The 22,878-nt window shown below is 64.9% G+C and carries 28 protein-coding genes; 18 read left to right on the top strand and 10 right to left on the bottom strand.

Annotated features, from left to right (window positions below):
- Positions 1-46: 46 nt before the first annotated feature.
- The 5 genes from AAC640_RS07815 (at position 47) to AAC640_RS07795 (ending at position 2,879) form a co-directional block, all read left to right on the top strand.
- A complete protein-coding gene (locus AAC640_RS07815) occupies positions 47-1,093 on the top strand; it encodes a COX15/CtaA family protein (protein ID WP_340265551.1) in 1,047 nt (348 codons plus the stop codon).
- Positions 1,090-1,410 (top strand): divalent-cation tolerance protein CutA, encoded by a 321-nt coding sequence (gene cutA / locus AAC640_RS07810; protein ID WP_340265550.1) that lies wholly within the window; start codon positions 1,090-1,092, stop codon positions 1,408-1,410. Before AAC640_RS07815 ends, cutA begins: the two co-directional genes overlap by 4 nt.
- A 134-nt stretch (positions 1,411-1,544) precedes the next feature.
- Positions 1,545-2,024 (top strand): 50S ribosomal protein L13, encoded by a 480-nt coding sequence (gene rplM / locus AAC640_RS07805; protein ID WP_340265549.1) that lies wholly within the window; start codon positions 1,545-1,547, stop codon positions 2,022-2,024.
- Positions 2,024-2,557, top strand: coding sequence for a 30S ribosomal protein S9 (gene rpsI / locus AAC640_RS07800; RefSeq protein WP_340265548.1), 534 nt, complete (start codon positions 2,024-2,026; stop codon positions 2,555-2,557). The genes rplM and rpsI overlap by 1 nt, the downstream gene beginning before the upstream one ends.
- 139 nt (positions 2,558-2,696) lie before the next feature.
- Positions 2,697-2,879 carry a CsbD family protein gene (locus AAC640_RS07795; RefSeq protein ID WP_340265547.1) on the top strand — a complete coding sequence of 61 codons (183 nt, stop codon included), beginning with the start codon at positions 2,697-2,699 and terminating at the stop codon, positions 2,877-2,879.
- A 49-nt stretch (positions 2,880-2,928) separates the two neighbouring features.
- Here AAC640_RS07795 and AAC640_RS07790 read toward each other — a convergent pair whose 3' ends face one another.
- Complete coding sequence (locus AAC640_RS07790) at positions 2,929-4,332, bottom strand: alanine/glycine:cation symporter family protein (RefSeq protein WP_340265546.1); 1,404 nt, start codon at positions 4,330-4,332, stop codon at positions 2,929-2,931.
- An 86-nt stretch (positions 4,333-4,418) separates the two neighbouring features.
- Between AAC640_RS07790 and glmM the strand changes: the two genes are divergently transcribed.
- The 5 genes from glmM (at position 4,419) to AAC640_RS07765 (ending at position 8,167) form a co-directional block, all read left to right on the top strand.
- Positions 4,419-5,759: a phosphoglucosamine mutase gene (gene glmM / locus AAC640_RS07785; RefSeq protein ID WP_340265545.1), complete on the top strand. Its 1,341-nt coding sequence runs from the start codon at positions 4,419-4,421 to the stop codon at positions 5,757-5,759.
- The gene (locus AAC640_RS07780) at positions 5,759-5,983 is read left to right on the top strand and encodes a DUF1272 domain-containing protein (RefSeq protein ID WP_340265544.1); all 225 of its coding nucleotides are present in this window, start codon (positions 5,759-5,761) and stop codon (positions 5,981-5,983) included. Before glmM ends, AAC640_RS07780 begins: the two co-directional genes overlap by 1 nt.
- A complete protein-coding gene (thiD, locus tag AAC640_RS07775; protein WP_340265543.1) occupies positions 5,980-6,741 on the top strand; it encodes a bifunctional hydroxymethylpyrimidine kinase/phosphomethylpyrimidine kinase in 762 nt (253 codons plus the stop codon). The genes AAC640_RS07780 and thiD overlap by 4 nt, the downstream gene beginning before the upstream one ends.
- Positions 6,734-7,333, top strand: coding sequence for a ribonuclease HII (locus AAC640_RS07770; RefSeq protein WP_340265542.1), 600 nt, complete (start codon positions 6,734-6,736; stop codon positions 7,331-7,333). Before thiD ends, AAC640_RS07770 begins: the two co-directional genes overlap by 8 nt.
- A 159-nt stretch (positions 7,334-7,492) precedes the next feature.
- Positions 7,493-8,167 carry a L,D-transpeptidase family protein gene (locus tag AAC640_RS07765; protein WP_422794964.1) on the top strand — a complete coding sequence of 225 codons (675 nt, stop codon included), beginning with the start codon at positions 7,493-7,495 and terminating at the stop codon, positions 8,165-8,167.
- A gap of 46 nt (positions 8,168-8,213) precedes the next feature.
- Here AAC640_RS07765 and AAC640_RS07760 read toward each other — a convergent pair whose 3' ends face one another.
- From AAC640_RS07760 to betI, 4 genes are all read right to left on the bottom strand, one after another.
- The gene (locus tag AAC640_RS07760; protein WP_340265541.1) at positions 8,214-9,008 is read right to left on the bottom strand and encodes a COG4705 family protein; all 795 of its coding nucleotides are present in this window, start codon (positions 9,006-9,008) and stop codon (positions 8,214-8,216) included.
- Positions 9,009-9,189: 181 nt separating this feature from the next.
- On the bottom strand, positions 9,190-10,773 hold the full coding sequence (ahpF, locus tag AAC640_RS07755; RefSeq protein WP_340265540.1) for an alkyl hydroperoxide reductase subunit F: 1,584 nt from the start codon (positions 10,771-10,773) through the stop codon (positions 9,190-9,192).
- Positions 10,774-10,943: 170 nt separating this feature from the next.
- Positions 10,944-11,507: an alkyl hydroperoxide reductase subunit C gene (gene ahpC, locus AAC640_RS07750; protein ID WP_340265539.1), complete on the bottom strand. Its 564-nt coding sequence runs from the start codon at positions 11,505-11,507 to the stop codon at positions 10,944-10,946.
- A 109-nt stretch (positions 11,508-11,616) separates the two neighbouring features.
- Positions 11,617-12,279 carry a transcriptional regulator BetI gene (gene betI, locus AAC640_RS07745; protein ID WP_340265538.1) on the bottom strand — a complete coding sequence of 221 codons (663 nt, stop codon included), beginning with the start codon at positions 12,277-12,279 and terminating at the stop codon, positions 11,617-11,619.
- 133 nt (positions 12,280-12,412) lie between these two features.
- On the opposite strand from betI, the gene AAC640_RS07740 reads away from it, so the two are divergent.
- Positions 12,413-12,886 carry a hypothetical protein gene (locus AAC640_RS07740; protein ID WP_340265537.1) on the top strand — a complete coding sequence of 158 codons (474 nt, stop codon included), beginning with the start codon at positions 12,413-12,415 and terminating at the stop codon, positions 12,884-12,886.
- 14 nt (positions 12,887-12,900) lie between these two features.
- Here the strand turns inward: AAC640_RS07740 and AAC640_RS07735 are convergent, their stop codons facing one another.
- Positions 12,901-13,242, bottom strand: a complete 342-nt coding sequence (locus AAC640_RS07735; RefSeq protein ID WP_340265536.1) for an ArsR/SmtB family transcription factor — start codon at positions 13,240-13,242, stop codon at positions 12,901-12,903.
- Between the two features lie 287 nt (positions 13,243-13,529).
- Here AAC640_RS07735 and AAC640_RS07730 point away from each other — a divergent pair, with 287 nt between their 5' ends.
- The 3 genes from AAC640_RS07730 to AAC640_RS07720 all read left to right on the top strand — a co-directional run bounded on the left by AAC640_RS07730 (position 13,530) and on the right by AAC640_RS07720 (position 16,229).
- Complete coding sequence (locus AAC640_RS07730; protein ID WP_340265535.1) at positions 13,530-14,669, top strand: site-specific DNA-methyltransferase; 1,140 nt, start codon at positions 13,530-13,532, stop codon at positions 14,667-14,669.
- Positions 14,670-14,761: 92 nt separating this feature from the next.
- Positions 14,762-15,895, top strand: coding sequence for a dihydropteroate synthase (gene folP, locus AAC640_RS07725; RefSeq protein ID WP_340265534.1), 1,134 nt, complete (start codon positions 14,762-14,764; stop codon positions 15,893-15,895).
- A gap of 124 nt (positions 15,896-16,019) precedes the next feature.
- Positions 16,020-16,229 (top strand): dodecin, encoded by a 210-nt coding sequence (locus AAC640_RS07720; protein ID WP_340265533.1) that lies wholly within the window; start codon positions 16,020-16,022, stop codon positions 16,227-16,229.
- Between the two features lie 121 nt (positions 16,230-16,350).
- Here the strand turns inward: AAC640_RS07720 and AAC640_RS07715 are convergent, their stop codons facing one another.
- Together AAC640_RS07715 and AAC640_RS07710 are read right to left on the bottom strand one after the other, a co-directional pair.
- Positions 16,351-16,983: a hypothetical protein gene (locus AAC640_RS07715; protein ID WP_340265532.1), complete on the bottom strand. Its 633-nt coding sequence runs from the start codon at positions 16,981-16,983 to the stop codon at positions 16,351-16,353.
- Between the two features lie 88 nt (positions 16,984-17,071).
- Positions 17,072-18,529 (bottom strand): sigma-54-dependent transcriptional regulator, encoded by a 1,458-nt coding sequence (locus tag AAC640_RS07710; RefSeq protein ID WP_340265531.1) that lies wholly within the window; start codon positions 18,527-18,529, stop codon positions 17,072-17,074.
- 151 nt (positions 18,530-18,680) lie between these two features.
- Here AAC640_RS07710 and AAC640_RS07705 point away from each other — a divergent pair, with 151 nt between their 5' ends.
- From AAC640_RS07705 to AAC640_RS07690, 4 genes are all read left to right on the top strand, one after another.
- Complete coding sequence (locus AAC640_RS07705) at positions 18,681-18,806, top strand: aa3-type cytochrome c oxidase subunit IV (protein ID WP_340265530.1); 126 nt, start codon at positions 18,681-18,683, stop codon at positions 18,804-18,806.
- Between the two features lie 70 nt (positions 18,807-18,876).
- Positions 18,877-19,155, top strand: a complete 279-nt coding sequence (locus tag AAC640_RS07700) for a proton-translocating transhydrogenase family protein (RefSeq protein WP_340265529.1) — start codon at positions 18,877-18,879, stop codon at positions 19,153-19,155.
- On the top strand, positions 19,152-19,967 hold the full coding sequence (locus AAC640_RS07695; protein ID WP_340265528.1) for a hypothetical protein: 816 nt from the start codon (positions 19,152-19,154) through the stop codon (positions 19,965-19,967). The genes AAC640_RS07700 and AAC640_RS07695 overlap by 4 nt, the downstream gene beginning before the upstream one ends.
- Before the next feature lie 53 nt (positions 19,968-20,020).
- Entirely contained in the window at positions 20,021-20,713 is a 693-nt protein-coding gene (locus AAC640_RS07690) for an aspartate/glutamate racemase family protein (protein WP_340265527.1), read from the top strand.
- A 106-nt stretch (positions 20,714-20,819) separates the two neighbouring features.
- Here the strand turns inward: AAC640_RS07690 and AAC640_RS07685 are convergent, their stop codons facing one another.
- Entirely contained in the window at positions 20,820-21,812 is a 993-nt protein-coding gene (locus AAC640_RS07685) for a type II secretion system F family protein (RefSeq protein ID WP_340265526.1), read from the bottom strand.
- Between the two features lie 16 nt (positions 21,813-21,828).
- Positions 21,829-22,824: a type II secretion system F family protein gene (locus AAC640_RS07680; RefSeq protein ID WP_340265525.1), complete on the bottom strand. Its 996-nt coding sequence runs from the start codon at positions 22,822-22,824 to the stop codon at positions 21,829-21,831.
- Positions 22,825-22,878: the final 54 nt, after the last annotated feature.

Raw genomic sequence — 22,878 nt, 5'->3', positions numbered from 1 at the left:
GCCGCCCTCTTGCAACGGCATGGCTGTCGGCGCATGGATCGGCGCCATGACTGCGCTTGTCCTGTCCCGTCCTGCCGTGGCGGCTCCTCGTCCTGTCCCGATCGCGCGCTGGCTCCTCGCCGTCGCGGGACTCGTCTTCTGCATGGTCGTGGTGGGCGGCATCACGCGCCTCACCGAATCGGGGTTGTCGATCACGCAGTGGAAGCCGATCGCCGGTGTCATACCGCCGCTGACCCACGACCAGTGGATGGACGCGTTCCGGCTGTATCAACGGATTCCCGAATATCAGCAGCTGCGGCAGGGCATGACATTGTCCGACTTCCAGTTCATCTTCTTCTGGGAATGGGTGCATCGCCTGCTCGGCCGGCTGATCGGCGTCGCCTTTGCCGTGCCGCTTCTCTGGTTCGCGTGGAAACGGGCGGTTCCGTTTGGTTATGGCCTGCGTCTTGTCGCCCTGCTTTCGCTCGGCGGGTTGCAGGGCGCGATTGGCTGGTGGATGGTGAAGTCCGGCCTTTCCGTCCGCACCGACGTCAGTCATTATCGCCTTGCGGTTCATCTGCTGACCGCGCTCTTCATCATGGGCGGCCTTATCTGGACGGCGCTCGACCTGCTTGCGCTCGCGCGCAACCGTGACGCGCGACCCGCCAGGCTGACCCTATTTGCCCTTGTCGCGCTGTTAGTGCTGTTGGGACAGTTGATGTTCGGCGCCTTCACCGCCGGGCTCGACGCCGGCTATGTTTCCAGCACCTGGCCGCTGATGAACGATCGTTTCGTGCCCCAGGGCATCCAGTGGCTCGGCTCGATCTGGGCTACGATGTCCAATGATCCCTATCTCGTTCACTTCATCCACCGCTGGTGGGCCTTCGTCACCGCCACGATGCTGATCCTGCTTGCGCGCAAGGTGCGGCGGGCCGGGCATCGCGGCCCGTCGATCGCCCTCAATGCCGCCGTCGGCACGCAGATCGCGCTCGGCATCGCCACCGTCGTCAGCGGCATCGCCCTGCCGCTCGCCGTCCTGCACCAGGCCTGTGGCGCGCTGGTCGCCGCTTCCGCCGCATGGGCCGCGCACGCGGCTGGAATGCGCCGCGCATGAGCGCGGTCGCGCTCGTCTACACGCTGTTCGGCTCGGCCGAGGCGGCCGAACGCGTCGCGCGGCAGCTGCTCGACGAAGGGCTGATCGCCTGCGCCAACATGTTCGCGCCCGCGACCTCGCTCTATGAATGGAACGGCGCGGTGGAGCGGGCGCAGGAGGTTCCCGTCCTGTTCAAGACTGCCGGCGCGCGCCGGGGTGCCTTGATGGACCGGCTGGCGCAGCTGCACGATTATGACGTTCCCGCCATCCTTGCTGTGCCGGTGGATGCGGTTTTGCCGGACTTCGGCCAGTGGGTTGCCGACCGGACAACAAAATGACGGGTATTATTTTACCCGTCAGGAAAGCCGCCGAATCTCTTGACTTCTTGAGGCTCCCCGGTCATTAGCCCCCATCTTCCGGCCGCATCTCAAAAACGCTGTCGGTTCGTCATTTCATTCTGGAGATTGGCACCATGAAGGCGCTGATGAAGACCACCAAGCCGGCAACCCCGGCCACGGTCGAAAAGAAGTGGATCCTGATCGACGCGGATGGTCTCGTCGTCGGCCGCCTCGCCTCGACCGTCGCGAACATCCTGCGCGGCAAGCACAAGACGTCCTTCACCCCCCACGTCGATTGCGGTGACAATGTCATCATCATCAACGCGGAAAAGGTGAAGTTCACGGGCCGCAAGCTGACCGACAAGGTCTATTACAAGCACACCGGCTATGCCGGCGGCATCAAGGAAACCACCCCCCAGAAGGTTCTGGAAGGCCGTTTCCCCGAGCGCGTCCTGGAAAAGGCCGTTGAGCGCATGATCCCCCGTGGCCCGCTCGGCCGTCAGCAGATGCGCAACCTGCGCATCTTCGCCGGCGCTGAACATCCCCACGCCGCGCAGAACCCCGAAGTGCTCGATTTCGCGTCGCGCAACCGCAAGAACAAGGTGGGTGCCTAATGTCCGATAACCGCCAGTCCCTGTCCGACCTCGCGTCGCTGACCGCCAACGCTCCGGCGCCTGCCGCTGCTGCCGTCTCCGCTTCTGACGCGCCGATCGTTCCCGCCCAGCCGGCCGCTGCGCTGCGTCAGCAGGAAATCGACAGCCTCGGCCGCGCCTATGCCACCGGCCGCCGCAAGGACGCCGTCGCCCGCGTCTGGGTCAAGCCCGGCACCGGCAAGATCACGGTCAATGGCCGCGATCAGGAAATCTATTTCGCCCGCCCGACCCTGCGTCTGGTGATCAACCAGCCGTTCGGCGTGACCGATCGCGTCGGTCAGTATGATGTCATCGCCACCGTCAAGGGCGGCGGTCTGTCGGGTCAGGCCGGCGCCGTTAAGCACGGCATCGCCCAGGCTCTCTCGAAATACGAGCCGGCGCTGCGCAGCGCGGTCAAGGCCGAAGGCTTCCTGACCCGCGACAGCCGTGCCGTTGAACGTAAGAAATATGGCAAGGCCAAGGCCCGCCGCAGCTTCCAGTTCTCGAAGCGCTGATCGGCAGATCAATACAAAATTGGAAGGGGCCGGTGTTTCCGGCCCCTTTTCGTTGCCGTCTTCCGTTCCGTATCCGTGTCGGTGGCAACCTTGTCTCGCCTGGGTTGTTGATCTGCCGTACCATCGACAGGAGGACTCAATGGGTGAACTGACTGACAAGGCCAAAGCCGCTGGGAACAAGGCCGTCGGTGCCGTCAAAGAGGCCGTAGGCCGTAATCAGGGCGACGCGGATCTCGCCGCCAAGGGCAAGGCGCAGAAGGCGAAGGGCACGGCCCAGGACATCAAGGGATCGGTCAAGGGCGCCTTGGGCGATAAGATATGACGAGAAGCTGACATCCGGGAAAAGGCCTCGCTTCCCAGCGGGGTCTTTTTTATCCGGGCGCGTCAGGTGCGGGGACCAATGGTTTGACGTCCGGTTCGCGGAGATAGGCAAACACGTCTCGCCGTAACTCCCCCGCGCACAGATAAAGTGCGATGACATTGGGTATGGCCATCAGGAAGAAGCTGCTGTCGACTATATCCACCACCCGGCCAAGGTCGATCGCCGCTGCCGGGGGCAGGGCGAGGATGTAGAGGATCTTGTAACTCCACTGCGCCTTGGGACCATTGCCGAACAGATAGCCCCAGGCCTGAAGGCCATAAAAGCCCCAGGCGACCAGCGTCGAATAGGCGAACAGCACGACAACGATCGCGAGCAGCCAGGGGAACCAGGGCGATACCTGCGCGAAAGCCGCCGAGGTGATGGCCACGCCCTCCAGCCCCGATTTCCACGTTCCGGCGACGACCAGCGCCAGTCCTCCCAAAGCGCAGACTATCATCGTGCCCAATAGCGGTTCGAGCAGCGCGACCAGCCCTTCGGACACGGGATGCCGGACCCGGGCGAGGCTGTGCGCCATCACCGCCGATCCGACACCCGCCTCGCTCGCAAAGACCGCCCGTCGCATGCCTGCCACCAAGGCGCCGACCGCTCCACCCGTCGCGGCCCCGCCATTCCAGGCGCCGTGCCATATTTCCGTGAGGGCGGCAGGGATCGCGGACGCGTGAAAGACCAGCACGGCCGCTACGCCGGCCAGATAGACCGCGACCTTGAGCGGGGTCAGTCGCTTCGCTACCTCGCCCAGCCAGGCAGCGCCTCCCAGCGTCACCAGCGCGACCGCAGCGGCAAGCAGGACGCCGTAGGTCCAGCCCTGCGTCAAGCCCGTCACCACGCGTACCTGCGCGAAGCTCTGGTTGACCTGCACCATCGGGACGGCGCCGAAAAGGGCGAAAAAGGCGTAAAGTCCGCCCAATGCAGCGCCCAGCTTCGGCCATCCTCGGGCAGCACCGACCGATTTGAGCACATACATCGGCCCGCCATGCACATGGCCTCGGCTGTCGAACATGCGATATTTGAGCCCCAGCGTCACCTCGGCCATCTTCACTGTCATGGCGAACCAGCCGATGATGAACATCCAGAGGATCGCCCCCGGTCCACCCATCGTCAGCGCGACGGCAACGCCTGCGATATTGCCAAGGCCGATTGTGCCGGCGAGCGCCGTCGTCAGGGCGCCCCACTGGCTGACATCGCCCTGCGCCTCGCTGGCGCCCGGCTGCGTCCGCAGGATGCGGATCGCCCTGCCGACCGCGCGAACATTGGGAAAGCCCAGCCAGAGCGTGAAGAACAGCATCGGCAGGGCGAGGTAGAGGACGATCAGCTCGATATCCGTGCCCAGCAGCGGCACCTTGAAAAAGACCGCGCCGGAAAGCGCGTCCACCGCTGCATTGAACCCGTCCATTGGCCAAGGAATGGCTGCTCGCCGGTGGAAAGTCGAACAAAGATTGCTATGGATGGCGGCAGTTTAAGTCCTTGAAGGCACGAATCATGAGCAGGCGGTATTTCGGCACTGACGGGATCAGGGGCCGCACCAACCAGTGGCCGATGACAGCGGAACTGGCGATGAAGGTCGGCATGGCGGCGGGGAAGCATTTCCAGCGCGGCAGCCATCGTCATCGCGTGGTGATCGGCAAGGATACGCGCCTGTCTGGCTACATGGTCGAAAACGCCCTGGTGGCCGGCTTCACGGCCGTGGGCATGGATGTCGTGCAGTTCGGCCCGATCCCGACGCCGGCCGTTGCCTTGCTCGCCCATTCGATGCGTGCGGACCTGGGCGTCATGATCTCGGCCAGCCACAACCCTTATGCCGATAATGGAATCAAGCTGTTTGGGCCCGATGGATACAAGCTGTCGGACGAGGACGAGATGAAGATCGAGGCGATGCTGGAGCAGGATATCCCGCTCGCCGCCGCCGCCGACATCGGGCGGGCCCGCCGCGTGGAGGATGCCCGCGGCCGCTATATCCACGCAGTCAAGTCCAGCTTCCCGGCCGACCTTCGCCTGGATGGACTGAAGATCGTCGTCGATTGCGCCAATGGCGCCGCCTATCAGGTCGCGCCGTCTGCCCTTTGGGAACTGGGCGCTGACGTCATCGCCGTCGGGGTCAGTCCGAACGGCACCAACATCAATGACCAGTGCGGCTCCACCTCGCCGCTGCTCTGCCAGGAAACGGTGGTTTCGTCTGGCGCGGACATCGGCATCGCGCTCGATGGCGATGCGGACCGCCTGATCGTGGTCGACGAGCAGGGCAAGATCGTCGATGGCGATCAGATCATGGCGCTGATCGCCGGCAATTTCGCGCGCGACGGATTGCTGCGCGGCGGTGGGCTGGTGGCGACAGTCATGTCCAACCTGGGGCTGGAGCGTCATCTTGCCGGCCAGGGCATCACCCTCGAACGGACGAAGGTAGGCGACCGCTATGTGCTCGAACGCATGCGGGAAGGGGGCTTTAATGTCGGGGGCGAACAGTCCGGCCACATGATCCTGAGCGACTATGCGACGACCGGCGATGGCACCGTGGCCGCGTTGCAGGTGCTGGCGGCGCTGGTGCGATCGGGCAAGCCCGCGAGCGAGGTGCTGCACCAGTTCGATCCCGTGCCGCAACTGCTCAGGAATGTCCGCTTTGCCGGCGGCAAGCCGCTGGAACATGACTCGGTCAAACAGGTCATCGCCCAGGCGGAGGCCGAACTGAACGGCTGTGGCCGCCTGGTCATCCGCCCGTCGGGCACGGAACCGGTCATCCGCGTCATGGCCGAGGGCGACCGGGAGGATCAGGTAAAGGAGGTTGTCGAGCGCATATGCGAGGCGGTGGCGAGGGTCGCTGCCTGATGCTGGAGATGCGTCCTGACTGCGAGCGATGCGGGATCGGCCTGCCTGCCGATGCACCGGGGGCGTTCATCTGCTCTTTCGAATGCACCTTCTGCGCGCCTTGCGCCGAGGCACTGGATGATCGCTGCCCCAATTGTGGCGGCGAACTGATGGACCGTCCGACGCGGACGGGAGACGCGCTCGCCCGGAATCCCGCCTCGACCGAGCGCCGCCATAGGGCATGAGCATTGCCCGCATTCTCATCATCGCCGGTTCGGACAGCGGCGGCGGCGCGGGGATCCAGGCGGATATCCGCACGGTGACGCTGCTGGGCGGCCATGCGATGACGGCGATCACCGCGATCACGGCGCAGAACACGCTGGGGGTGCAGGGGGTCCATGCCGTGCCTACGGAAATGGTGATTCGGCAAATGGACAGCGTGATCGACGATATCGGCGTGGACGCGGTGAAGATCGGGATGATCGGCAGCGCGGAAACGGCCGCCGCCGTCGCGGACGGGCTCGCGAAATTGGACAAGGTGCCGATCGTTTTCGATCCGGTCATGGTCGCCACCAGCGGATCGGTACTGGCCGATGCGCCGACCATCGCCGCGTTCGAGCGACTGATGGCGCTCGCTACGCTGGTGACGCCCAATATCCCGGAACTCGAAGCGCTCGGCGGGGAGGATGTCGCGGTGCGCTTCGCCACCCATGTGCTGGCGAAGGGCGGTCATGGGGAAGGGCCGATGCTGACCGACCGGCTGATCGGTCCGCAGGGTGTGCGCAAGGCGTGGAGCAACGCCCGCATCGACACGCCACATACTCATGGGACGGGCTGCACGCTGGCCAGCGCCATAGCCACGGGCCTGGGTCAGGGCTGGGACCTGATCGACGCGATCGAGCGCGGTCGCAAATATGTGCGCGAGGCGCTGCTGCTGGCGCCCGGCCTGGGGCAGGGGCATGGTCCGATGGGATCGCCCTTCGGATTTCACGCCTATGCCTGACTTCGCGCATGAGCGGCTGCATCATCCCGGACTGGTTGCCGGGGTGGATGAGGCGGGGAGGGGCCCGCTGGCGGGGCCGGTGGTCGCCGCTGCCGTCATCTTGCGGCAGGAGGATTGCCCCGACGGCCTCAATGACAGCAAGCAGTTGACGCCCGCGCGCCGGGCCGCCCTTGAGGTCGAGATCAAGGCGCGGGCGCTGTGCTGGGGCATTGGGGTCGCGTCGGTCGAGGAGATCGACGAAATCAACATTCTGTGGGCGACGATGCTGGCGATGACACGGGCGGTGGAAGCCTTGTCCCACGATTGCGCGCATGTGCTGGTGGACGGCAATCGCTGCCCGAAATGGCGGTGGGCGGCGACGGCGGTGGTGGAGGGGGATGCCAAGTGCCTGTCGATCGCGGCGGCATCCATCCTGGCCAAGGAAACGCGCGACCGGATGATGGTGGAAGCGGCGATGGCGCATCCGCATTATGGCTGGGAAAGCAACAAGGGCTATGGCAGTCCCTACCATCTTGCCGCGCTACGGGAACATGGGCCGACGCCGCTGCACCGCAAGAGCTTCGGGCCGGTGGCGCAGTTGGTTCTTCTGTGAAGTCATGAATGAAATCGTGAATTGGCAGCTTTTTTTCGACGGCCATGTCATTTCGATATCGTAATGATATGGCCGTGCTGTCCCGGCCTGGGATAAGCTTTTGATCGCGAACCTGACTCCGGCTTGGCGTCGGGATGTCTTGTGGTTAAGAAAGGGTATATGTCCTTTCTTAACCACCGATTGGTCTGGAGAATGCTCCTGCTGGCGGCGCTGGCGCCCCCGATGCTGGCGCAGCCCGCCGCGGCCGCCCAGGAGGCGCCGATCAGGCCGGGTGGGTATCGCTGGCTGGAAGAGGGGCCATTCACCGGGCCGATCTACCTGATCATCAGCGTCGATCGGCAGATGATGCACGTCTATGACGGCGACCGACTGGTCGGCATGGCGAGTGTGTCGACCGGCATGACCGGCCACCGCACGCCGAGGGGCGAGTTCGCGGTCCTCCAGAAGCGCGAATGGCATCGGTCGAACATCTACAGCAATGCGCCGATGCCCTTCATGCAGCGGCTGACCTGGGGCGGGATCGCGCTGCATGGGGGGCATAATCCTGGATATCCGGCGAGCCATGGCTGCATCCGCCTGCCCCATGAATTTGCGAGGCAGTTGTTCGCGCTGACCGCACTGGGCACGCTGGTGCGGGTGACGGGCGACGAACTGCGGCCCGCACTGATGCTCGACACGCTGGTGCTCAATGATCCCGGCAGCGCGATCGTCACCTTCACGCCGGGTGCGGAGCCGGCGCCCGCGAAGAAGGAAACGGTCGAACTGGCGGCGCAGGAGCCGCCGCTGCTGACGGTCGATCCCGCCGTGTTCAGGCCGCATCTGCGACGCTGGTAAGGCTAGCCGGCAAAGCTGCCGCGCCTATTTCCATGCGGCGTTCTCGTTAATGAAGCTGCCGGGCGGCGCGTTGGGGCACAAGGACGATCAGCAGGATGATCAATCCCGCAAGGGTGGCGGTGGCCAGTGGGCGGCTGAAATCCAGGCCTCCCTTGGCGATCGGCTTGTCGAGAAAGTCGCCGACGGTAGCGCCCAGCGGCCGGGTCAGAATGAAGGCCGTCCAGAAAAGGGCCACTCGACTGACGCCGGTCCAGAAATAGAGGGCCGCGACGATGGCGAGCGCGCCCCCGAAAAGCAATGCCGCGCCCGAATAGCCGAGGCTGCCGTCCGCTATCCAGTCACCCAGGGCCGTGCCCAGCGTCTGGGAAAATGTGATCGTGATCCAGTAGAACAGTTCGGCGCGGGGCTCCGCCACCGTATTGACGGAGATGCTCCCCAAGCTGCGGTGCCAACTGAACAGTGACAGGAGCACACAGGCGAGCAGCAGCACCGAACCACCGGGATAGCCTATCCCAAGCGAGCGGGTCGTGAAATCCGCCAAGGTTGTGCCTGCGGTGGTAGAGGCAATGATCGTCGCCCAATAGAGCCAAGGATTGAAGCGGCGGGCCTGGATCTGAGCCCACACCAGCAGAAGCAGCAACAGGCCGAAGATTGCGGTGCCCGCAAGATAGCCATTGACTCCCGCCTGTCCGGCGCCCGCTGTCGTTTCGCCCAGCCAGGACATGCTGATGGCGTCTCCGCCCGTTTCGCCCAGCGTGGTCGCAAGGATTTTGATGATCCAGAAACCGAATGTGACTGCCGGCACTTTCGTCAGGCTCGCCTTGGACTGAGCTTCGGTCATCATATGTCCTTCCAATGGCCAGGCCCGATAGAACGAATGCCGGCACCTGACGTTCCTGTCCCGGCCGTCGGAAGGCCGTTGGTCGACCCGGAGCGCCTTGTGCCGGAATAGCCAGAATAGGAAACGGCCGGTCCGGCCTGGGACCGACCGCTCCCCAACCGCCGGCCGGGGAGTTGCACTGTCAGGCTGCCTCGGCGGTTTCCGCTGATGTGGGCAGGCGGATGAGATAGTCGAAGGCGGAGAGCGCCGCCGTCGAGCCCGCTCCACAAGCGATCACGATCTGCTTGTAGGGCACGGTCGTGCAGTCGCCGGCGGCGAAGATGCCAGGCTGGCTGGTTTCGCCGCGCGCGTCGATCTCGATTTCGCCGCGTGGAGACAGGGCGGTCGCGTCCTTGAGCCATTCCGTGTTCGGGACGAGGCCGATCTGGACGAAAATGCCCTCCAGCTCGACATCATGTTCCGTGCCGTGATTGCGGTCCTTGTAGGACAGGCCCGTCACCCGCGTCCCGTCGCCGTCCACCCTGGTGGTGAGCGCTGAAGTGATGATGCGGACATTGGGCAGGCTCGCCAGTTTCCGCTGGAGCACAGCGTCGGCGCGCAGCTGGCTGTCAAATTCGATCAGCGTCACATGGGCGACGATACCGGCGAGGTCGATCGCCGCCTCGACGCCGCTGTTGCCACCGCCGATCACCGCCACGCGCTTGCCCTTGAAGAGCGGGCCGTCGCAGTGCGGGCAGTAGGCCACGCCTTTGTTGCGATAGTCGTCTTCGCCCGGCACGCCCATCTGCCGCCAGCGCGCGCCGGTGGAGAGGATGACGGTGCGGCCTTTCAGCGAGGCGCCATTTTCCAGCACCACCTCATGATAACCGCCTTCGCTCTTCGCCGGGATCAGCTTCGCCGCCTTTTGCAGGTTCATGATCTCGACATCATAATCCTTCACATGCTGTTCGAGCGCGGTGGCGAATTTCGGGCCTTCGGTGTGGCTGACCGAGATGAAATTCTCGATATCCATGGTGTCGAGCACCTGGCCGCCGAACCGCTCCGCCGCGAGTCCCGTGCGGATGCCCTTGCGCGCGGCATAGATGGCCGCCGCCGCGCCGGCAGGGCCGCCACCGACGATCAGCACTTCGAACGGGTCCTGGCCGCGGATCTTATCGGCCGCGCGATCCGCCGCGCCGCTGTCGATCTTGGCAACGATCTGCTCCAGTTCCATCCGGCCGCTGGCGAAAGGCTCGCCGTTCAGGAACACGGTCGGCACGGCCATGACCTGGCGGGCATCGACCTCTTCCTTGAACAGCGCGCCGTCGATGGCGATGTGGCGGATGCGCGGGTTGAGCACGCTCATCAGGTTGAGCGCCTGCACCACGTCCGGGCAATTCTGGCAGGAGAGAGAGAAATAGGTTTCGAAGGTGAAGTCGCCGTCCAGATTCCGGACCTGTTCGATCACATCCTGCGCCGCCTTCGACGGATGACCGCCCACTTGCAACAGGGCGAGCACCAGCGAGGTGAATTCGTGACCCATGGGAATGCCAGCGAAGGTCACGCCGATGTCCGTGCCAGCGCGGCGAATCATGAAGCTGGGCTTGCGCTTGTCGGTGCCGGCCAGCACGAGCGAAACCTTGTCCGACAGTTCGGCGATCTCGTTCAGCAGCCCTTCCAGTTCGCGCGCTTTCGCGCTGTCGTCCAGCGACGCCACCAGCTCGATGGGCTGGGTGATGTTCGCCATATAGGCCTTCAGCTGGCCTTTGAGATTTGCGTCCAACATCCTGTCATAGCTCCATTGATTTGGCGCGCCGGTCCGGGGCACGCGGCTTCCCTGGCGCCGGACTGCGACCCGAAGTCCGGCGGTGCCGAGATAGCGACGATTTGCTTGCGTAAAACCCCGCCGGGCCAGGGAGGCGGCTCGACCCGGCCCGGCAGGTGCCTTGTCAGGTCCTAGATCTTGCCGACGAGGTCGAGGCTGGGGGCGAGCGTTTCTTCACCCTCTTCCCACTTGGCCGGGCAGACTTCGCCGGGATGCGCGGCAACATATTGCGCGGCCTTGACCTTGCGAAGCAGTTCGGTGGCGTTGCGGCCGACGCCTTCCGACGTGATTTCCATGAACTGGATCACGCCTTCGGGATCGACCAGGAAGGTCGCGCGGTCGGCGAGGCCCACGCCCGGACGCATCACGTCGAAATTGTTGGTGATCTGGCCCGACTGGTCGCCCAGCATATAATAGTTGATCTTGCTGATCGCCGGCGAGGTGTCGTGCCAGGCCTTGTGGCTGAAATGCGTATCGGTCGAGACCGAATAGACTTCGACGTTCAGCTTTTGCAGCGTCGGGTAGATGCCCGCCAGATCTTCCAGTTCGGTCGGGCAAACGAAGGTGAAGTCGGCGGGATAGAAGAAGAAGATCGCCCACTTGCCCTTCACATCGGCGTCGGTCACGTCGACGAACTTGCCTTCCTTGAACGCGGTGGCCTTGAACGGCTTGATGGGGGTGTTGATGAGCGCCATGGGCTTTTCCAGTTCCTTTTTCGGAGGTTTGCTGTTGCCCGGCCTATGTAGGGGAGGGGGTGTTCGAGGGGAAATTGGTTTTCTCGTGGGTCCTTATTGAGAAAAGCGATCAATCACCCGATTGTTGATCGACTCCCTGATCCCTGGGTTTTTCCACGATATAGGTCATGGCTTCATGCACCATGGCCAAGGCTTCCTCGGTCGAGAAAGTGGAGGAATCGAGGCACAGTTCCAGCCACAGACCGTCGACCATGGCGGTGAGCGCGATGGCGGCGACACGGGCGGCCGGGCGCGGCACCTGCGGCGCGGCCTCACGCAGCAGCACCTCCAGTCGCTGCCGGCCGGCGCCATAGGTTTCCGCATGGGTGGCGGCGATCTCAGGGCTGGTCTTGACCAGGCTCCAGAAAGAGATCCAGGTCGCGAGCAGATTGGGGTCCAGCACCGGCGGCATGAAATTGGCGCGAAGATAGGCCCACAGCCGCGCCCTGGGATCGGGGCCCGCCGCCGCCACGGCCTGTTCCATTGCCGCCGCGACCTTCTGCCCCACGTCGCGATAGGTGGCGAGGATCAGCGCGTCGACGCCCTCAAAATAATGCGTGAGCAGGCCAGCCGACACGCCCGCACAGGCGCAGATGCCCCGAACCGATATGGCGCCCACGCCTTTTTCCGCGAGGCACCGCGCCGTGGCGTCGATCAGCGCCTGCCTTCTTACATCAGCCGATTCCCTGACGAACCGGGCCCGCGTGTGGGCCCTGATGGGGCGACCTGCCATCTTATGTTCCACAACCTCTTCCCATGACCATGGTTGCGCCCCCCTTGAACGGCCCCCGGCCGCCACTTCCCGCAACAATGGATCGGGTTCAGCGTTCACCCTGTTGAGCACGTAATTGCAAGGGGAAAGATGGATGGAAGGCAAGCCGATCCCAAGCGCGCTGCTGGCGATCCTGCTGGTTGCGGGGTTGCCGGGCGGATGCTCAAAGCCGGCGGGAAAGGACGCGGCGGCAAATGCCGTCGCGCCGCCGTCCGTCGAGGCAGTCGGCGAACCCGATTCGGTTCGTCCTGACAATGACGGCGGGGGCGAGGGCGGCGTCCCGACCGACCAGTGGGTTGGCCGCTGGACCGGGCCGGAAGGGCTGTTCCTCGACATCCAGCGGTCGCCGAACGGGCGCGAAGGCCATTATGCGATCACCAATCGCGATACGCTTGATCGGCAGGCCGAATATGCCGGCGTGGCGGAAGGCGACGCCATCGGCTTCACCCGCGACGGGAAGAGGTTTATGATTCGCGCGGGCAGCGGCGCCGAGACTGGCTTCAAATATCTCGCCGGCAAGAATGAGTGCCTGATCGTCGCGGCGGGGCAGGAGGGTTATTGTCGCTAGGGGGACAAGCCGGGCTATACGGTCTCGAGCGCCTCAAGCGCGGTGAATCGTTGCGACCAGAGGGCGCCGTAGACCGCCATCCACTGGACGATCGGGGCAAGGCCCTTCACCCGGGACGCATAATAGGTCTCGCGGCCCGCCCGGCGCGCGGTGACGAGGCGCGCGCGCTTGAGCTTGGCGAGGTGACGCGACACCATCGGCTGCGACACGTCGGATATGGCGGTAAGGGCATGGACGGTCTGTTCCCCTTCGCGCACCAGATATTCCAGCAGAGCGCGGCGTGTGCCGTCGGACAGGGCCTTGAACAATTCATCGCAGGCGGCGGAACGATCACCGGAGGAAGCAGCATCAGTCATCCGAATTCATAACCATATCGTTATGAAAGGATCAAGCCCGGTGTGGATTTCGACCCGCCGGAAGCCGTTAACCAAAAAAAGTTCGGCGGGTCGAGCGGTTGAGTCTTTTATGGCACACTACTTCATGTTGAGTCCCAGACGGTGCAAGGGACTCAACATGTCGTGGCTACCCTGTTCGTTCCCGGGCGCGTTAACTTTTCTGTGAAGCTTGTCGGCTAAGCTGCTGATCTTGACGGCGGACTCCCGAGGACTCAACGCTGGGCCTCGAAACGAATGGGGGTCAGATTATGGGTGTAATGGAGCGCGTCGCGCCGCGGCGGAAAAAGGCGGGCGCGCCGGCCGGGATCAAGGCTTCCGACATTGCGACCGATTGCCTGCTGCGGGGCGACTGCATCGCCGAGATGGCGAAGCTGCCCGACGGCTGCATCGACATGATCTTCGCCGATCCGCCCTATAATCTGCAACTGGGCGGCGACCTTTTCCGTCCCGAAGGCGGGCGCGTGGACGCGGTCGACAACGACTGGGACAAGTTCGACACGCTGGGCGCCTATGACCGCTTCACCAAGGCGTGGCTGGCGCAGGCCCGCCGCATCCTGAAGCCGAACGGCACGATCTGGGTGATCGGCAGCTATCACAACATCTTCCGCGTCGGGACCGCGCTGCAGGATGAGGGCTTCTGGATCCTCAACGACATCATCTGGCGCAAGTCCAACCCCATGCCCAACTTCAAGGGCACCCGCTTCACCAACGCGCATGAGACGCTGATCTGGGCGAGCCAGGGCGAGGACGCGAAATATACCTTCAACTACAAGGCGATGAAGACGCTCAATGACGAGTTGCAGATGCGGTCCGACTGGGTGCTGCCGATCTGCGGCGGGCAGGAGCGGCTGAAGCGGGGCGGCACCAAGGCGCACCCGACGCAGAAGCCCGAGGCGCTGCTCTACCGCGTGCTGCTGGCCTGCACGAAGCCGGGCGACGTGGTGCTCGATCCCTTTTTCGGCACCGGCACCACGGGCGCCGTGGCCAAGCGCCTGGGCCGCAAGTGGATCGGCATCGAGCGCGAGGACAATTATATCGAAGTCGCGATGGAGCGGATCGAGGCTGCCCTGCCGCTGGACGAATCGGCGCTGACCATCATGCAGAGTGCCAGGAGCCAGCCCAAGGTTGCCTTTGGTACGCTGGTCGAGACGGGCTATGTGCCCGCCGGCACGGTACTGACCGACGCAAAGCGCCGCTGGCACGCGGTGGTACGCGCCGACGGGTCGCTCACCATCGGCAAGGATGTGGGATCGATCCACAAAATGGGCGCGACGCTCCAGAATGCGCCGAGCTGTAACGGCTGGACCTTCTGGCATCAGGAAGCGGATGGCGCGCTGAAGCCGATCGATGCCGCGCGGCAGACCTATTTGCTGGCGAACGAGCCGTAAGCTTTGACCCCGCCCGCCCTTGAGCTTGTCGAAGGGGTCTTGCTGGGAGCAAGGAAGAGCTTCGTCAGGTCGGCCGAATGGAGGTTTCTAAGGTGCTGCCCCACATCCCGGCCCACGCCCGGATCTATCTCAAGCCGACATGGTTCATACCATCGCCCATCGGCCTGCCCGACGGATCGGCCGCCCGCATGGCCAATGGCCTTATCTGGTTCCAGGGCTTTGAACTGACGGCGCTCGACGGCGCGCGCCGGATCGCGCGGCAGGTTGTGCCGGTGGCCGGGTTTGACGACGCGACGGCGGCGCTGCCCGAATCGCTCGCGGAACGGGCGCGGCAACTGGCCGCTCGCATCTCCGCGTTGCGGCCGCCCATCGGCTTTGGCGAGCGGACCATCCGTTTTGATTCGCCTCAGCTGATGGCAATCCTCAACGTCACGCCCGACAGCTTCTCGGATGGCGGCCGGAATGTCGGCGATCCGCAAGCAGCGGCAGACGCCGGTTTCGCCATGGCGGCGGCCGGCGCGGCCCTGATCGACGTGGGCGGCGAATCGACCCGGCCCAAGGCGGAGAAAATATGGGAGGGTGACGAGATCGCCCGCATCGTGCCCGTGATCGAACGGCTCGCCGCCGCTGGCGTGCCGGTGTCCGTCGACACGCGCAAGGCAGCGGTGATGGAAGCGGCGCTCGCGGCCGGCGCGGCCATCGTCAATGATGTGTCGGCACTGGCCCATGATCCGCGCAGTCTGGACGTCGTCGCCCGCGCCGGGTGTCCGGTGATCCTGATGCACGCGCCGTCGGCCGGGGACGATCCGCATGATCGCAGCGCGCTTGGCGCCACGGGCTATGGCGATGTCGTCGCCGACGTGTTCGATCATCTTGAATCGCGCATTGCCGCCTGCCTCGCGGCCGGCATCCCGCGCGAGCGGATCATTGTCGATCCGGGCCTTGGCTTTGGCAAGTCGCTGGCCGACAATCTGGCGCTGGTGAACGGCCTCGCGACCTTTCAGGGGCTGGGCGTGCCGCTGCTCTTCGCGGGGAGCCGAAAGCGGCTGATCGGCGCCCTGTCGAACGAGGCGCCGGCTGCCGATCGGCTGGGCGGATCCGTGGCTCTGGCGTTTCGCGCGGCCGAGCTGGGGGCGCAAATGGTGCGCGTCCATGACGTGCAGGAAAGTGTGCAGGCGCTGCACCTGTGGCGCGGGTTGGCGGACGCGGGGCTAAGCGCGGTCTGAAAGCGCGAGCGAGTCCGGTTGCTCCCCCATCCCTGACATTCTCCACCACTTTCGGAACCGTTCAGGGAAGGCAGGAATTTAGGCTGTTCCCGGTGCGACGGGAGACTGAAAAAAGGAGCAGCCCATGGACAATCATGTTGCGAAGATCATCGAAGTCGTCGGTACGTCTGAGGTCAGCATTGACGACGCGATCAAAGGCGCAATAGCCAAGGCTTCCGAAACCCTGGACAATTTGCAGTGGTTCGAAGTGATCCAGACACGAGGCGCGATCGCAAATCAGAAAGTCGACCGGTTCCAGGTCATTTTGAAAGTCGCTTTCGGACTGGTGGATTAAATGAAGGGTGGATGGGTACTATCCGGCCTGTCCGCTTCCACCCTTTCCGTCATGCCAGCGAAGGCTGGCATATCGGCCCTTTCCCTCCCGAATACCAGCGCGCGCGTGCTTTGGCAGGCAGTCAGTCCGCTTTCACCCCAGCCGCTTTTCCCCCAGGCATGATATCGCCACCCTCGGGCGTTTCCGCCTTCGCGGCGAAGATGCGCAGGCTGTCGAGCGTCTTGTCCGCGATCGCCTGATATTGTTCGCTCAGCATTTCGGGAAAGACGAAGCTGGCCGAAACGATGGTTCCATCGGGCTTTCGCATCAGCTGCACGCTGACATTGTTGCCCTCACCGTCATTGGCGGTGCCGCGATATTCGTTGTCGCCGACATAATCGCCATCGACCCCTTCCGACCCGCTGCTCATGTCGGCGACAATCTGTTGCAGCGTCTGCTTGTCGTGATTGGCCTGCCAGAATACGCGCACGTCGGCGCCGGCGCCGGGGTCCTGATAGACGACCCCATCGGCGGTGCTGGCCGACGCGTCCTTCTGCCAACCTTCAGGGAAGGTGATCGAAAAGCCGCGCTCCACATTCACATAGTTGCGGCTTTCGGCCTCCAGCGCCTTGTCCCCGGCGACGGCCTTGGCCGCGGCGGCATTGGCGGCAGCGGCCAGTTCCTCCTGACTCGGCAAGTCCTCCACCGGCTCGGCGCGGCCGCAGGCGACCAGCAGAAGGACGGAAAGCGGGGCAGCGAGGCGACGGATCTTCATCGCCTTTCCAAAGCATAGCCGGCACGACATTTCAACGCGCAACCGCCGCTTGGGCGACCAGGGAGGCGCCCGAGCGGGAGAAGCGCCGTCAGGCGGCGCTGTCGATGCCCAGTTCCGCCAGCTTGCGGTAAAGGGTCGACCGGCCAATCCCCAGGCGGCGGGCGACTTCGGTCATGCGGCCGCGATAATGGCCGATGGCCAGACGGATGACGTCCGCCTCGATCTCCGCCAACTGACGGACATGGCCGTCGCCTTCGAACAGGGTGATGCCGGCCGCTTCCCGGGGCGACTGGGCCACGGGCCGAAGCCGCGCGAACGATGCTTCGCCGTCCACCGCAGGGGCGCGCGTGCGGATCTGCGCGGCGATCTGCGGGAAATCGAGCGGGGTCAGCGCATCGCCTTCGCATAGCACCGCAGCGCGGAAGAGCGCATTCTGAAGCTGGCGCACATTACCCGGCCAGTCATGCTGCATCAGCAGCGCAAGCGCGTCGTCGGTAAGGCCAAGGCTCCGCAGGCCCGGCTGCACCGCGATTCGGGCAAGCAGGTGGCGGCAGAGCGCGGGCACATCCCCCAGCCGGTCGCGCAGCGGCGGGACGGTCAGCTGGACGACGTTCAGGCGATAATAAAGGTCTTCGCGGAAGCGGCCGGCCTCGATCTCGTCGATCAGCCGCTTGTTGGTCGCCGCGATGACGCGCACGTCGACATGGACCGGGCGGCGGGCGCCGATCGGCTGCACTTCCCCATCCTGGAGCACGCGCAGCAGCTTGACCTGCGCGTCGAGCGGCATCTCGCTGACTTCGTCGAGGAAGATCGTGCCCATGTCGGCGGACACGAACTTGCCAACCTGCCGGTCGAACGCGCCGGTGAAGGCGCCGCGTTCATGGCCGAACAGGTCCGATTCGACGAGATTGGCGGGAATCGCGCCGCAGTTGACGGTGACCATCGCCTGCTTGTGCCGGGGGGAGGCAGCGTGAATGGCGCGGGCGATCACATCCTTGCCGACGCCGCTTTCGCCTTCGATCAGCACAGGTACGCGGGCGCGCGCCGCCTTGGCTGCAATGGCGAGCGCGGCGCGGAACTGGGGCGCGGCGCCGACAATGTCCTCGAATGAAAGGGCAGCGGAAATCTTTTCCGTCAGCGGGCGCAATTCGCCCCGGCCATGTTCGGGCGACAGCGTGGCGTTGAGCGCCGCGAGTAGCCGTTCGGGCGCGATCGGCTTTGCGAGGTAATCGCTGGCGCCCGCGCGCATCGCTTCGACGGCGATGGCGACGCTGTTGTGCGCGGTGAGGATGAGGATCGGCAGCGCGGGACGGCGGCTGCGTAGTTCGCGGATCAGGCTGGCGGAATCATAATCCGGGCTCCACTGGTCCAGCACCACCGCATCCAGGCGCATGCCATCCTGCGTGCCAAGCGTCGCAATGGCGGTGTCGCCGTCATTGGCGAAGATCGTGCGCCATCCTGCTCGCGCGGCAAGCGCGGACACGAGCCGGCGTTGCGCGGGCTCGTCATCGATCAGCATCAGCATCGGAACGCCGTCGCGCGCCATCTTGCCCCTCTTCTTGAACTGGTCCGCTATCCTAGGGCCAGGGGGGTAAAGGCGCCCTTAACCCGAAAGATTTTCTTGCCGGTTCCGGGTTGAGGGGGGGCGGGCTTGTCGATAAGGAAGCGCTCAGAACACTGGCTGACGAGGGATAGACATGGCGGCGGAACACAATCTGGACAGCGCGGCGCAGACCTATACGAGCTTTGTTTCCCTGATGAAGTGGGGCACCATCGCCAGCGCGATCGTGGCCGCTCTGGTGGTGCTGCTGATCGCCAGCTAGGGCGCGCGCCACATCGTCGTCAAACGGCTGGTCTGATCGCGTCGGCCGGTACCGGCGACGGGGTGAGCGAATGAACGCATTTCTGGTCATCGCCTTTGCTCTTGCCTGCATTGTCGGCGGCAGGGCGGCGTGGCGCGTCCCCCGGGCCGATGCGCCGGCGCTTGCGACCATCCTCTTCCTGCTCGCCGCCGCGATCGTCGCGGGGACGGTCAGCGTCGCCGCAGAGGCGGGGAGCGCCGCTGCGCGCTATCTCGGCCTGATTGCCGTGCTGCTGGCAAGCGCGGCGCTGTCGGGCGCCTTTTTCGCGGGGCGGCGCACCGACGCCGGGCGGAAGGCCGACCGGCCGTGAGCGGCATGTTCGACGCGATCTTGCTGGGCTGGGCGCTGGCGGCGCTGCTCTTCTTCCTCGCGCTGGCAGGACCGGCCGCCGGGCCTGGACGTCGGCGGCGCCACGCGGCCGTGGCTGGCGCGATCATCCTTGCCGGCGCGGCGATCTATGGTGCCGACATCATGAACCTGCCGGAAATTGCCGGCGCGCTCGTGATCGGGGCGGCCATCGGCCTGCTGCTCGCGCGGGAGTTGCCGATGCGGCGGCTGCCGCTGATGATGCGGGTGCTGGCTGGGGGAGCCGGCGCGGCGCTCGCCTGCGCGGCGCTCGCGATCCGTTTCAACCCCTATGCGTTCGGCCTGCTGGGCGAGGATCAGCCGGAGATCGCACCATGGGGCGTGGCGGCGCTGGTCATTGCCCTGCTGACCGGCGTGCTGGCAGCTGGCGCGGGAATGGCGCGTCCTGGCTGGCGGATCGGCGGCGCGGCGGGACTGATCGCACCCGGACTGCTCGCGCTGCTGGCGGGCGCCAGCTTCGCCATGTCCGGGGCGGGCGAACGGCTCCCCTGGCTTGCCACGGGCATTGCCCTCGCGGCGCCCGCGGGCGCGTTGCTGGGCGCTCGTGCGGCAACCGGGGGTGAGGCCGCGATCCTGGCGGCGGTCGTCGGGCTGGTCGGCTGGTCGGCTGCTGCCGTCGCCTTGCTGCTGGAAAATACGGGGCTGATCGTCGCGGCCGGGCTTGCCGGTTCGGCCGGGACGCTGCTTGCCGTCCGTCTCAACGTCCGGCACGCGGGAAGGGGCTTGCCGACCGGCTACGCCATGCCTAACGCTTGACGGCAGGCGGGCTGGTGCGCTTCGTCGCCGGCTTATGTGGGACAGGGCAACAGATGCGTAAACTTGGTCTGATCGGTGGGCTCAGCTGGACTTCGACGGCACGCTATTACCAGATCATCAACCAGGCCGTGTATCGCGCCAGGGGCGGGCGGCACAGCGCCCCGCTGCTGATCGAAAGCCTGGATTTCGCGGATATCGGCCGGTCGACCACCGACGAGGAATGGGACCATGCCGCCCAGATACTGACCGCTTCGGCGCGGCGGCTGGAGCAGGCGGGGGCGGCGGCGCTGCTGATCTGCGCCAACAGCATGCACCGCGTCTATGACGAAGTGCAGGCGGGCATCGACACGCCCATCATCAACATTGCCGACACGGTCGGGCGCAAGATGAAGGCGGACGGCATTGAAAAGGCCGCGTTGATCGGCACGCGCAACGTCATGACGGAAAAATTCTACCGCCAGCGGCTGGTGGCGCACGGCATTTCGCTGCTGCCCCCCGACATGGAGCTGGCCGAGCGGATCGACCGGATCGTCTATGACGAACTGACCATCGGCAAGGTCAGCCGCGAGTCGGAACGCTATATGCGATCGGAACTGACGGACATCGCCAAGGAGAATGTGCAGGCCGCGATCCTGGCCTGCACCGAACTGGAGATGATCGTCGACGTGAAGGCGAATGTGCTGCCCATCTATGACGGCACCGCGATTCACGCCCGCGCCGGCGTGGATGTCATCCTGGGGGATTAGCACCCCACCCGTTCGTACGAGCGCGTCGCGACACGACACGGGGCAGGGCGAGCCGCGCACAAAAAGGGGACGCCTTGCGGGCGCCCCCTTCCTCCCCTTTGAGCGGTCAGAAAGCCTTGCTGATCGAGCAGGCGGCAGGTCCGAGGATGACGACGAACAGCGTCGGCAGGATGAAAAGGATCAGCGGCACGGTCATGATGGCGGGCAGACGGGCGGCCTTTTCCTCGGCGCGCATCATGCGTTCGTGGCGGAATTCGGCCGACAGGACGCGCAGCGCCGAGGCGAGCGGCGTGCCGTATTTCTCGGTCTGGATCATGGTCGTGACCACGCCCTTGAGCGCATCCAGCTTCACGCGGTTCGCCAGATTTTCAAACGCCATCCGCCGTTCGGTAAGGAAGCTCAGCTCAATCGCCGTCAGCTGGAATTCGTCGCCCAGTTCCGGATAAGCCTTGCCCAGTTCCTTCGACACGCGGGCGAAGGCGGCGTCGACGGTCAGACCCGCTTCGGCGCAGATGACGAGCAGGTCGAGCGCGTCCGGCAAGCCCTTGCGGATCGCGGCGGACCGCTTCTGGATCTTGTTGTCGAGAAACAGATCGGGCGCCTTGTAGGACAGCAGCAGTGCGCCGGCGAAGACCATGAAGCGCTTGGCCCCGCCCCAGTCGGGATAGATGCCCGCGCCATAGAGCAGCAACGTCGCCATGCCGCCGATGACGATCGGCAGGACCATGCGGCCGAAAATGACGGCAACCGCCCATTCCTTCGACCGGATGCCTGCCTGGGCGAGCTTGTTCTGCGCGTCCTTGAGCTGGTCGTCCTGCAGCACCTTCAGGCTGGAAAGGAACGACCGCATCTGGTCGGTGGCCTGATTCTTCTTGACCAGCTTGGCGCGCCGCCGCGCTGTCGAGGCGGTGATGCCGGCCTTGAGCTGTTCGCGCCGTTCGTTGAGCGCCTTGACGCGCCGGGCCATGGGATCGCGCACGGTCATGACCGAATAGAGCGCGAACAGCATTGCCATGGTCGCGACGGCGGCCAGCAGCGTGCCGAAGTCCGTGGCGGTCATTCCGAAGAGGGTGCCTGCGGGAATGGGGACGGTTTCCATGACTGTGTCTTTCCCGTCAGATTTCGAAGTTGATCATCTGCGCCATGATGAAGACGCCGATCGCCATCCAGCACATGCCGCCCAAGCCGATGACCTGCATCGTCGACATCCCGAAGATCCCGGCGGGATCTGGCGTGAAGAAGGGATGCATATAGTTGAAATTGATGTAGCAGATCATGCCGAAGACCAGGAACGGCAGGGCGCCGATGATATAGGCCGACGCCTTTGATTCCGATGACATCGCCCGGATCTTGAGCTTCATTTGCGACCGCTGGCGCAGCACGGTGGCCAGGTTCGACAGGGTTTCGGCAAGGTTGCCGCCGGTTTCGCGCTGGATTGCCAGGCTGATGACGAAAAACTGGAATTCCGGCGTGCCCAGCCGGTCGGCCGTTTCCTGCAGCGCCTGGTCCATCGTCTTGCCGATCTTAATACGCTCGGTGATGAGCTTGAACTCCTCGCCGACCGGGCCGGGCACTTCGGTCGCGACCACGCCCAGCGTTTCGGTGATCGGCAGGCCGGATCGCAGGCCGCGCGTCAGCAGTTCAAGCGCGTCGGGAAACTTGGCCGTGAAGTTCTGCACGCGCTTCTTGATGAGGCGGCTGACCCACAGATGCGGAAAGCCAAGGCCCGCCGCCAGGCTCACCATGACCGCCAGCAGGGGAGGGAAGCCACGGATGAACATGGTCGCGCAGATCAACAGAAAGATGACGGCGCAGGCGGTCATATATTGGCTGACCGTCCATTTCTTGCCGGTCATGCGGATGCGCTTGGCAAGATTTTCCGGGTTGGGAACCAGCGACACCAGCATCTTCATTTCGGTGACGGGCTGGCGGTTGGAAATGGCGCGGCGCATGCGCGCTTCCAGCACGGTATCGGTCGAGCCGCTATGACGTTCGCGGATCAGCGCGACACGCCGCTTGGTCGCCTTTTCGGCGGACGGGCCGGCAAAAGCCATGGCAAGCAGCCCGAGGCAGCTTGCCAGCAGTATCATCAGCAGGAGGATATTGCCCATGTGATAGCCCGTTCCGTGAAGGGACCGCGCCACCGACCGGCGGCGCGATCGCGA

This window comes from Sphingobium mellinum (assembly GCF_037860795.1).
Taxonomy (GTDB): domain Bacteria; phylum Pseudomonadota; class Alphaproteobacteria; order Sphingomonadales; family Sphingomonadaceae; genus Sphingobium; species Sphingobium mellinum.
This window is presented reverse-complemented; position numbering and strand designations above follow the sequence as displayed.

Coding starts and splice junctions, on each gene's coding strand:
- AAC640_RS07795 (WP_340265547.1), top strand. CDS start 2,697: ATGGGTGAACTGACTGACAAGGCCAAAGCCGCTGGGAACAAGGCCGTC.
- AAC640_RS07715 (WP_340265532.1), bottom strand. CDS start 16,983: ATGAAGATCCGTCGCCTCGCTGCCCCGCTTTCCGTCCTTCTGCTGGTC.
- AAC640_RS07710 (WP_340265531.1), bottom strand. CDS start 18,529: ATGGCGCGCGACGGCGTTCCGATGCTGATGCTGATCGATGACGAGCCC.
- AAC640_RS07680 (WP_340265525.1), bottom strand. CDS start 22,824: ATGGGCAATATCCTCCTGCTGATGATACTGCTGGCAAGCTGCCTCGGG.
- AAC640_RS07735 (WP_340265536.1), bottom strand. CDS start 13,242: ATGACTGATGCTGCTTCCTCCGGTGATCGTTCCGCCGCCTGCGATGAA.
- AAC640_RS07730 (WP_340265535.1), top strand. CDS start 13,530: ATGGGTGTAATGGAGCGCGTCGCGCCGCGGCGGAAAAAGGCGGGCGCG.
- thiD (WP_340265543.1), top strand. CDS start 5,980: ATGAGCATTGCCCGCATTCTCATCATCGCCGGTTCGGACAGCGGCGGC.
- AAC640_RS07765 (WP_422794964.1), top strand. CDS start 7,493: ATGTCCTTTCTTAACCACCGATTGGTCTGGAGAATGCTCCTGCTGGCG.
- glmM (WP_340265545.1), top strand. CDS start 4,419: ATGAGCAGGCGGTATTTCGGCACTGACGGGATCAGGGGCCGCACCAAC.
- betI (WP_340265538.1), bottom strand. CDS start 12,279: ATGGCAGGTCGCCCCATCAGGGCCCACACGCGGGCCCGGTTCGTCAGG.
- AAC640_RS07690 (WP_340265527.1), top strand. CDS start 20,021: ATGCGTAAACTTGGTCTGATCGGTGGGCTCAGCTGGACTTCGACGGCA.
- ahpC (WP_340265539.1), bottom strand. CDS start 11,507: ATGGCGCTCATCAACACCCCCATCAAGCCGTTCAAGGCCACCGCGTTC.
- AAC640_RS07780 (WP_340265544.1), top strand. CDS start 5,759: ATGCTGGAGATGCGTCCTGACTGCGAGCGATGCGGGATCGGCCTGCCT.
- rpsI (WP_340265548.1), top strand. CDS start 2,024: ATGTCCGATAACCGCCAGTCCCTGTCCGACCTCGCGTCGCTGACCGCC.
- AAC640_RS07700 (WP_340265529.1), top strand. CDS start 18,877: ATGAACGCATTTCTGGTCATCGCCTTTGCTCTTGCCTGCATTGTCGGC.
- AAC640_RS07770 (WP_340265542.1), top strand. CDS start 6,734: ATGCCTGACTTCGCGCATGAGCGGCTGCATCATCCCGGACTGGTTGCC.
- AAC640_RS07720 (WP_340265533.1), top strand. CDS start 16,020: ATGGACAATCATGTTGCGAAGATCATCGAAGTCGTCGGTACGTCTGAG.
- rplM (WP_340265549.1), top strand. CDS start 1,545: ATGAAGGCGCTGATGAAGACCACCAAGCCGGCAACCCCGGCCACGGTC.
- AAC640_RS07815 (WP_340265551.1), top strand. CDS start 47: ATGACTGCGCTTGTCCTGTCCCGTCCTGCCGTGGCGGCTCCTCGTCCT.
- AAC640_RS07790 (WP_340265546.1), bottom strand. CDS start 4,332: ATGGACGGGTTCAATGCAGCGGTGGACGCGCTTTCCGGCGCGGTCTTT.
- cutA (WP_340265550.1), top strand. CDS start 1,090: ATGAGCGCGGTCGCGCTCGTCTACACGCTGTTCGGCTCGGCCGAGGCG.
- AAC640_RS07685 (WP_340265526.1), bottom strand. CDS start 21,812: ATGGAAACCGTCCCCATTCCCGCAGGCACCCTCTTCGGAATGACCGCC.
- AAC640_RS07740 (WP_340265537.1), top strand. CDS start 12,413: ATGGAAGGCAAGCCGATCCCAAGCGCGCTGCTGGCGATCCTGCTGGTT.
- AAC640_RS07760 (WP_340265541.1), bottom strand. CDS start 9,008: ATGACCGAAGCTCAGTCCAAGGCGAGCCTGACGAAAGTGCCGGCAGTC.
- ahpF (WP_340265540.1), bottom strand. CDS start 10,773: ATGTTGGACGCAAATCTCAAAGGCCAGCTGAAGGCCTATATGGCGAAC.
- AAC640_RS07705 (WP_340265530.1), top strand. CDS start 18,681: ATGGCGGCGGAACACAATCTGGACAGCGCGGCGCAGACCTATACGAGC.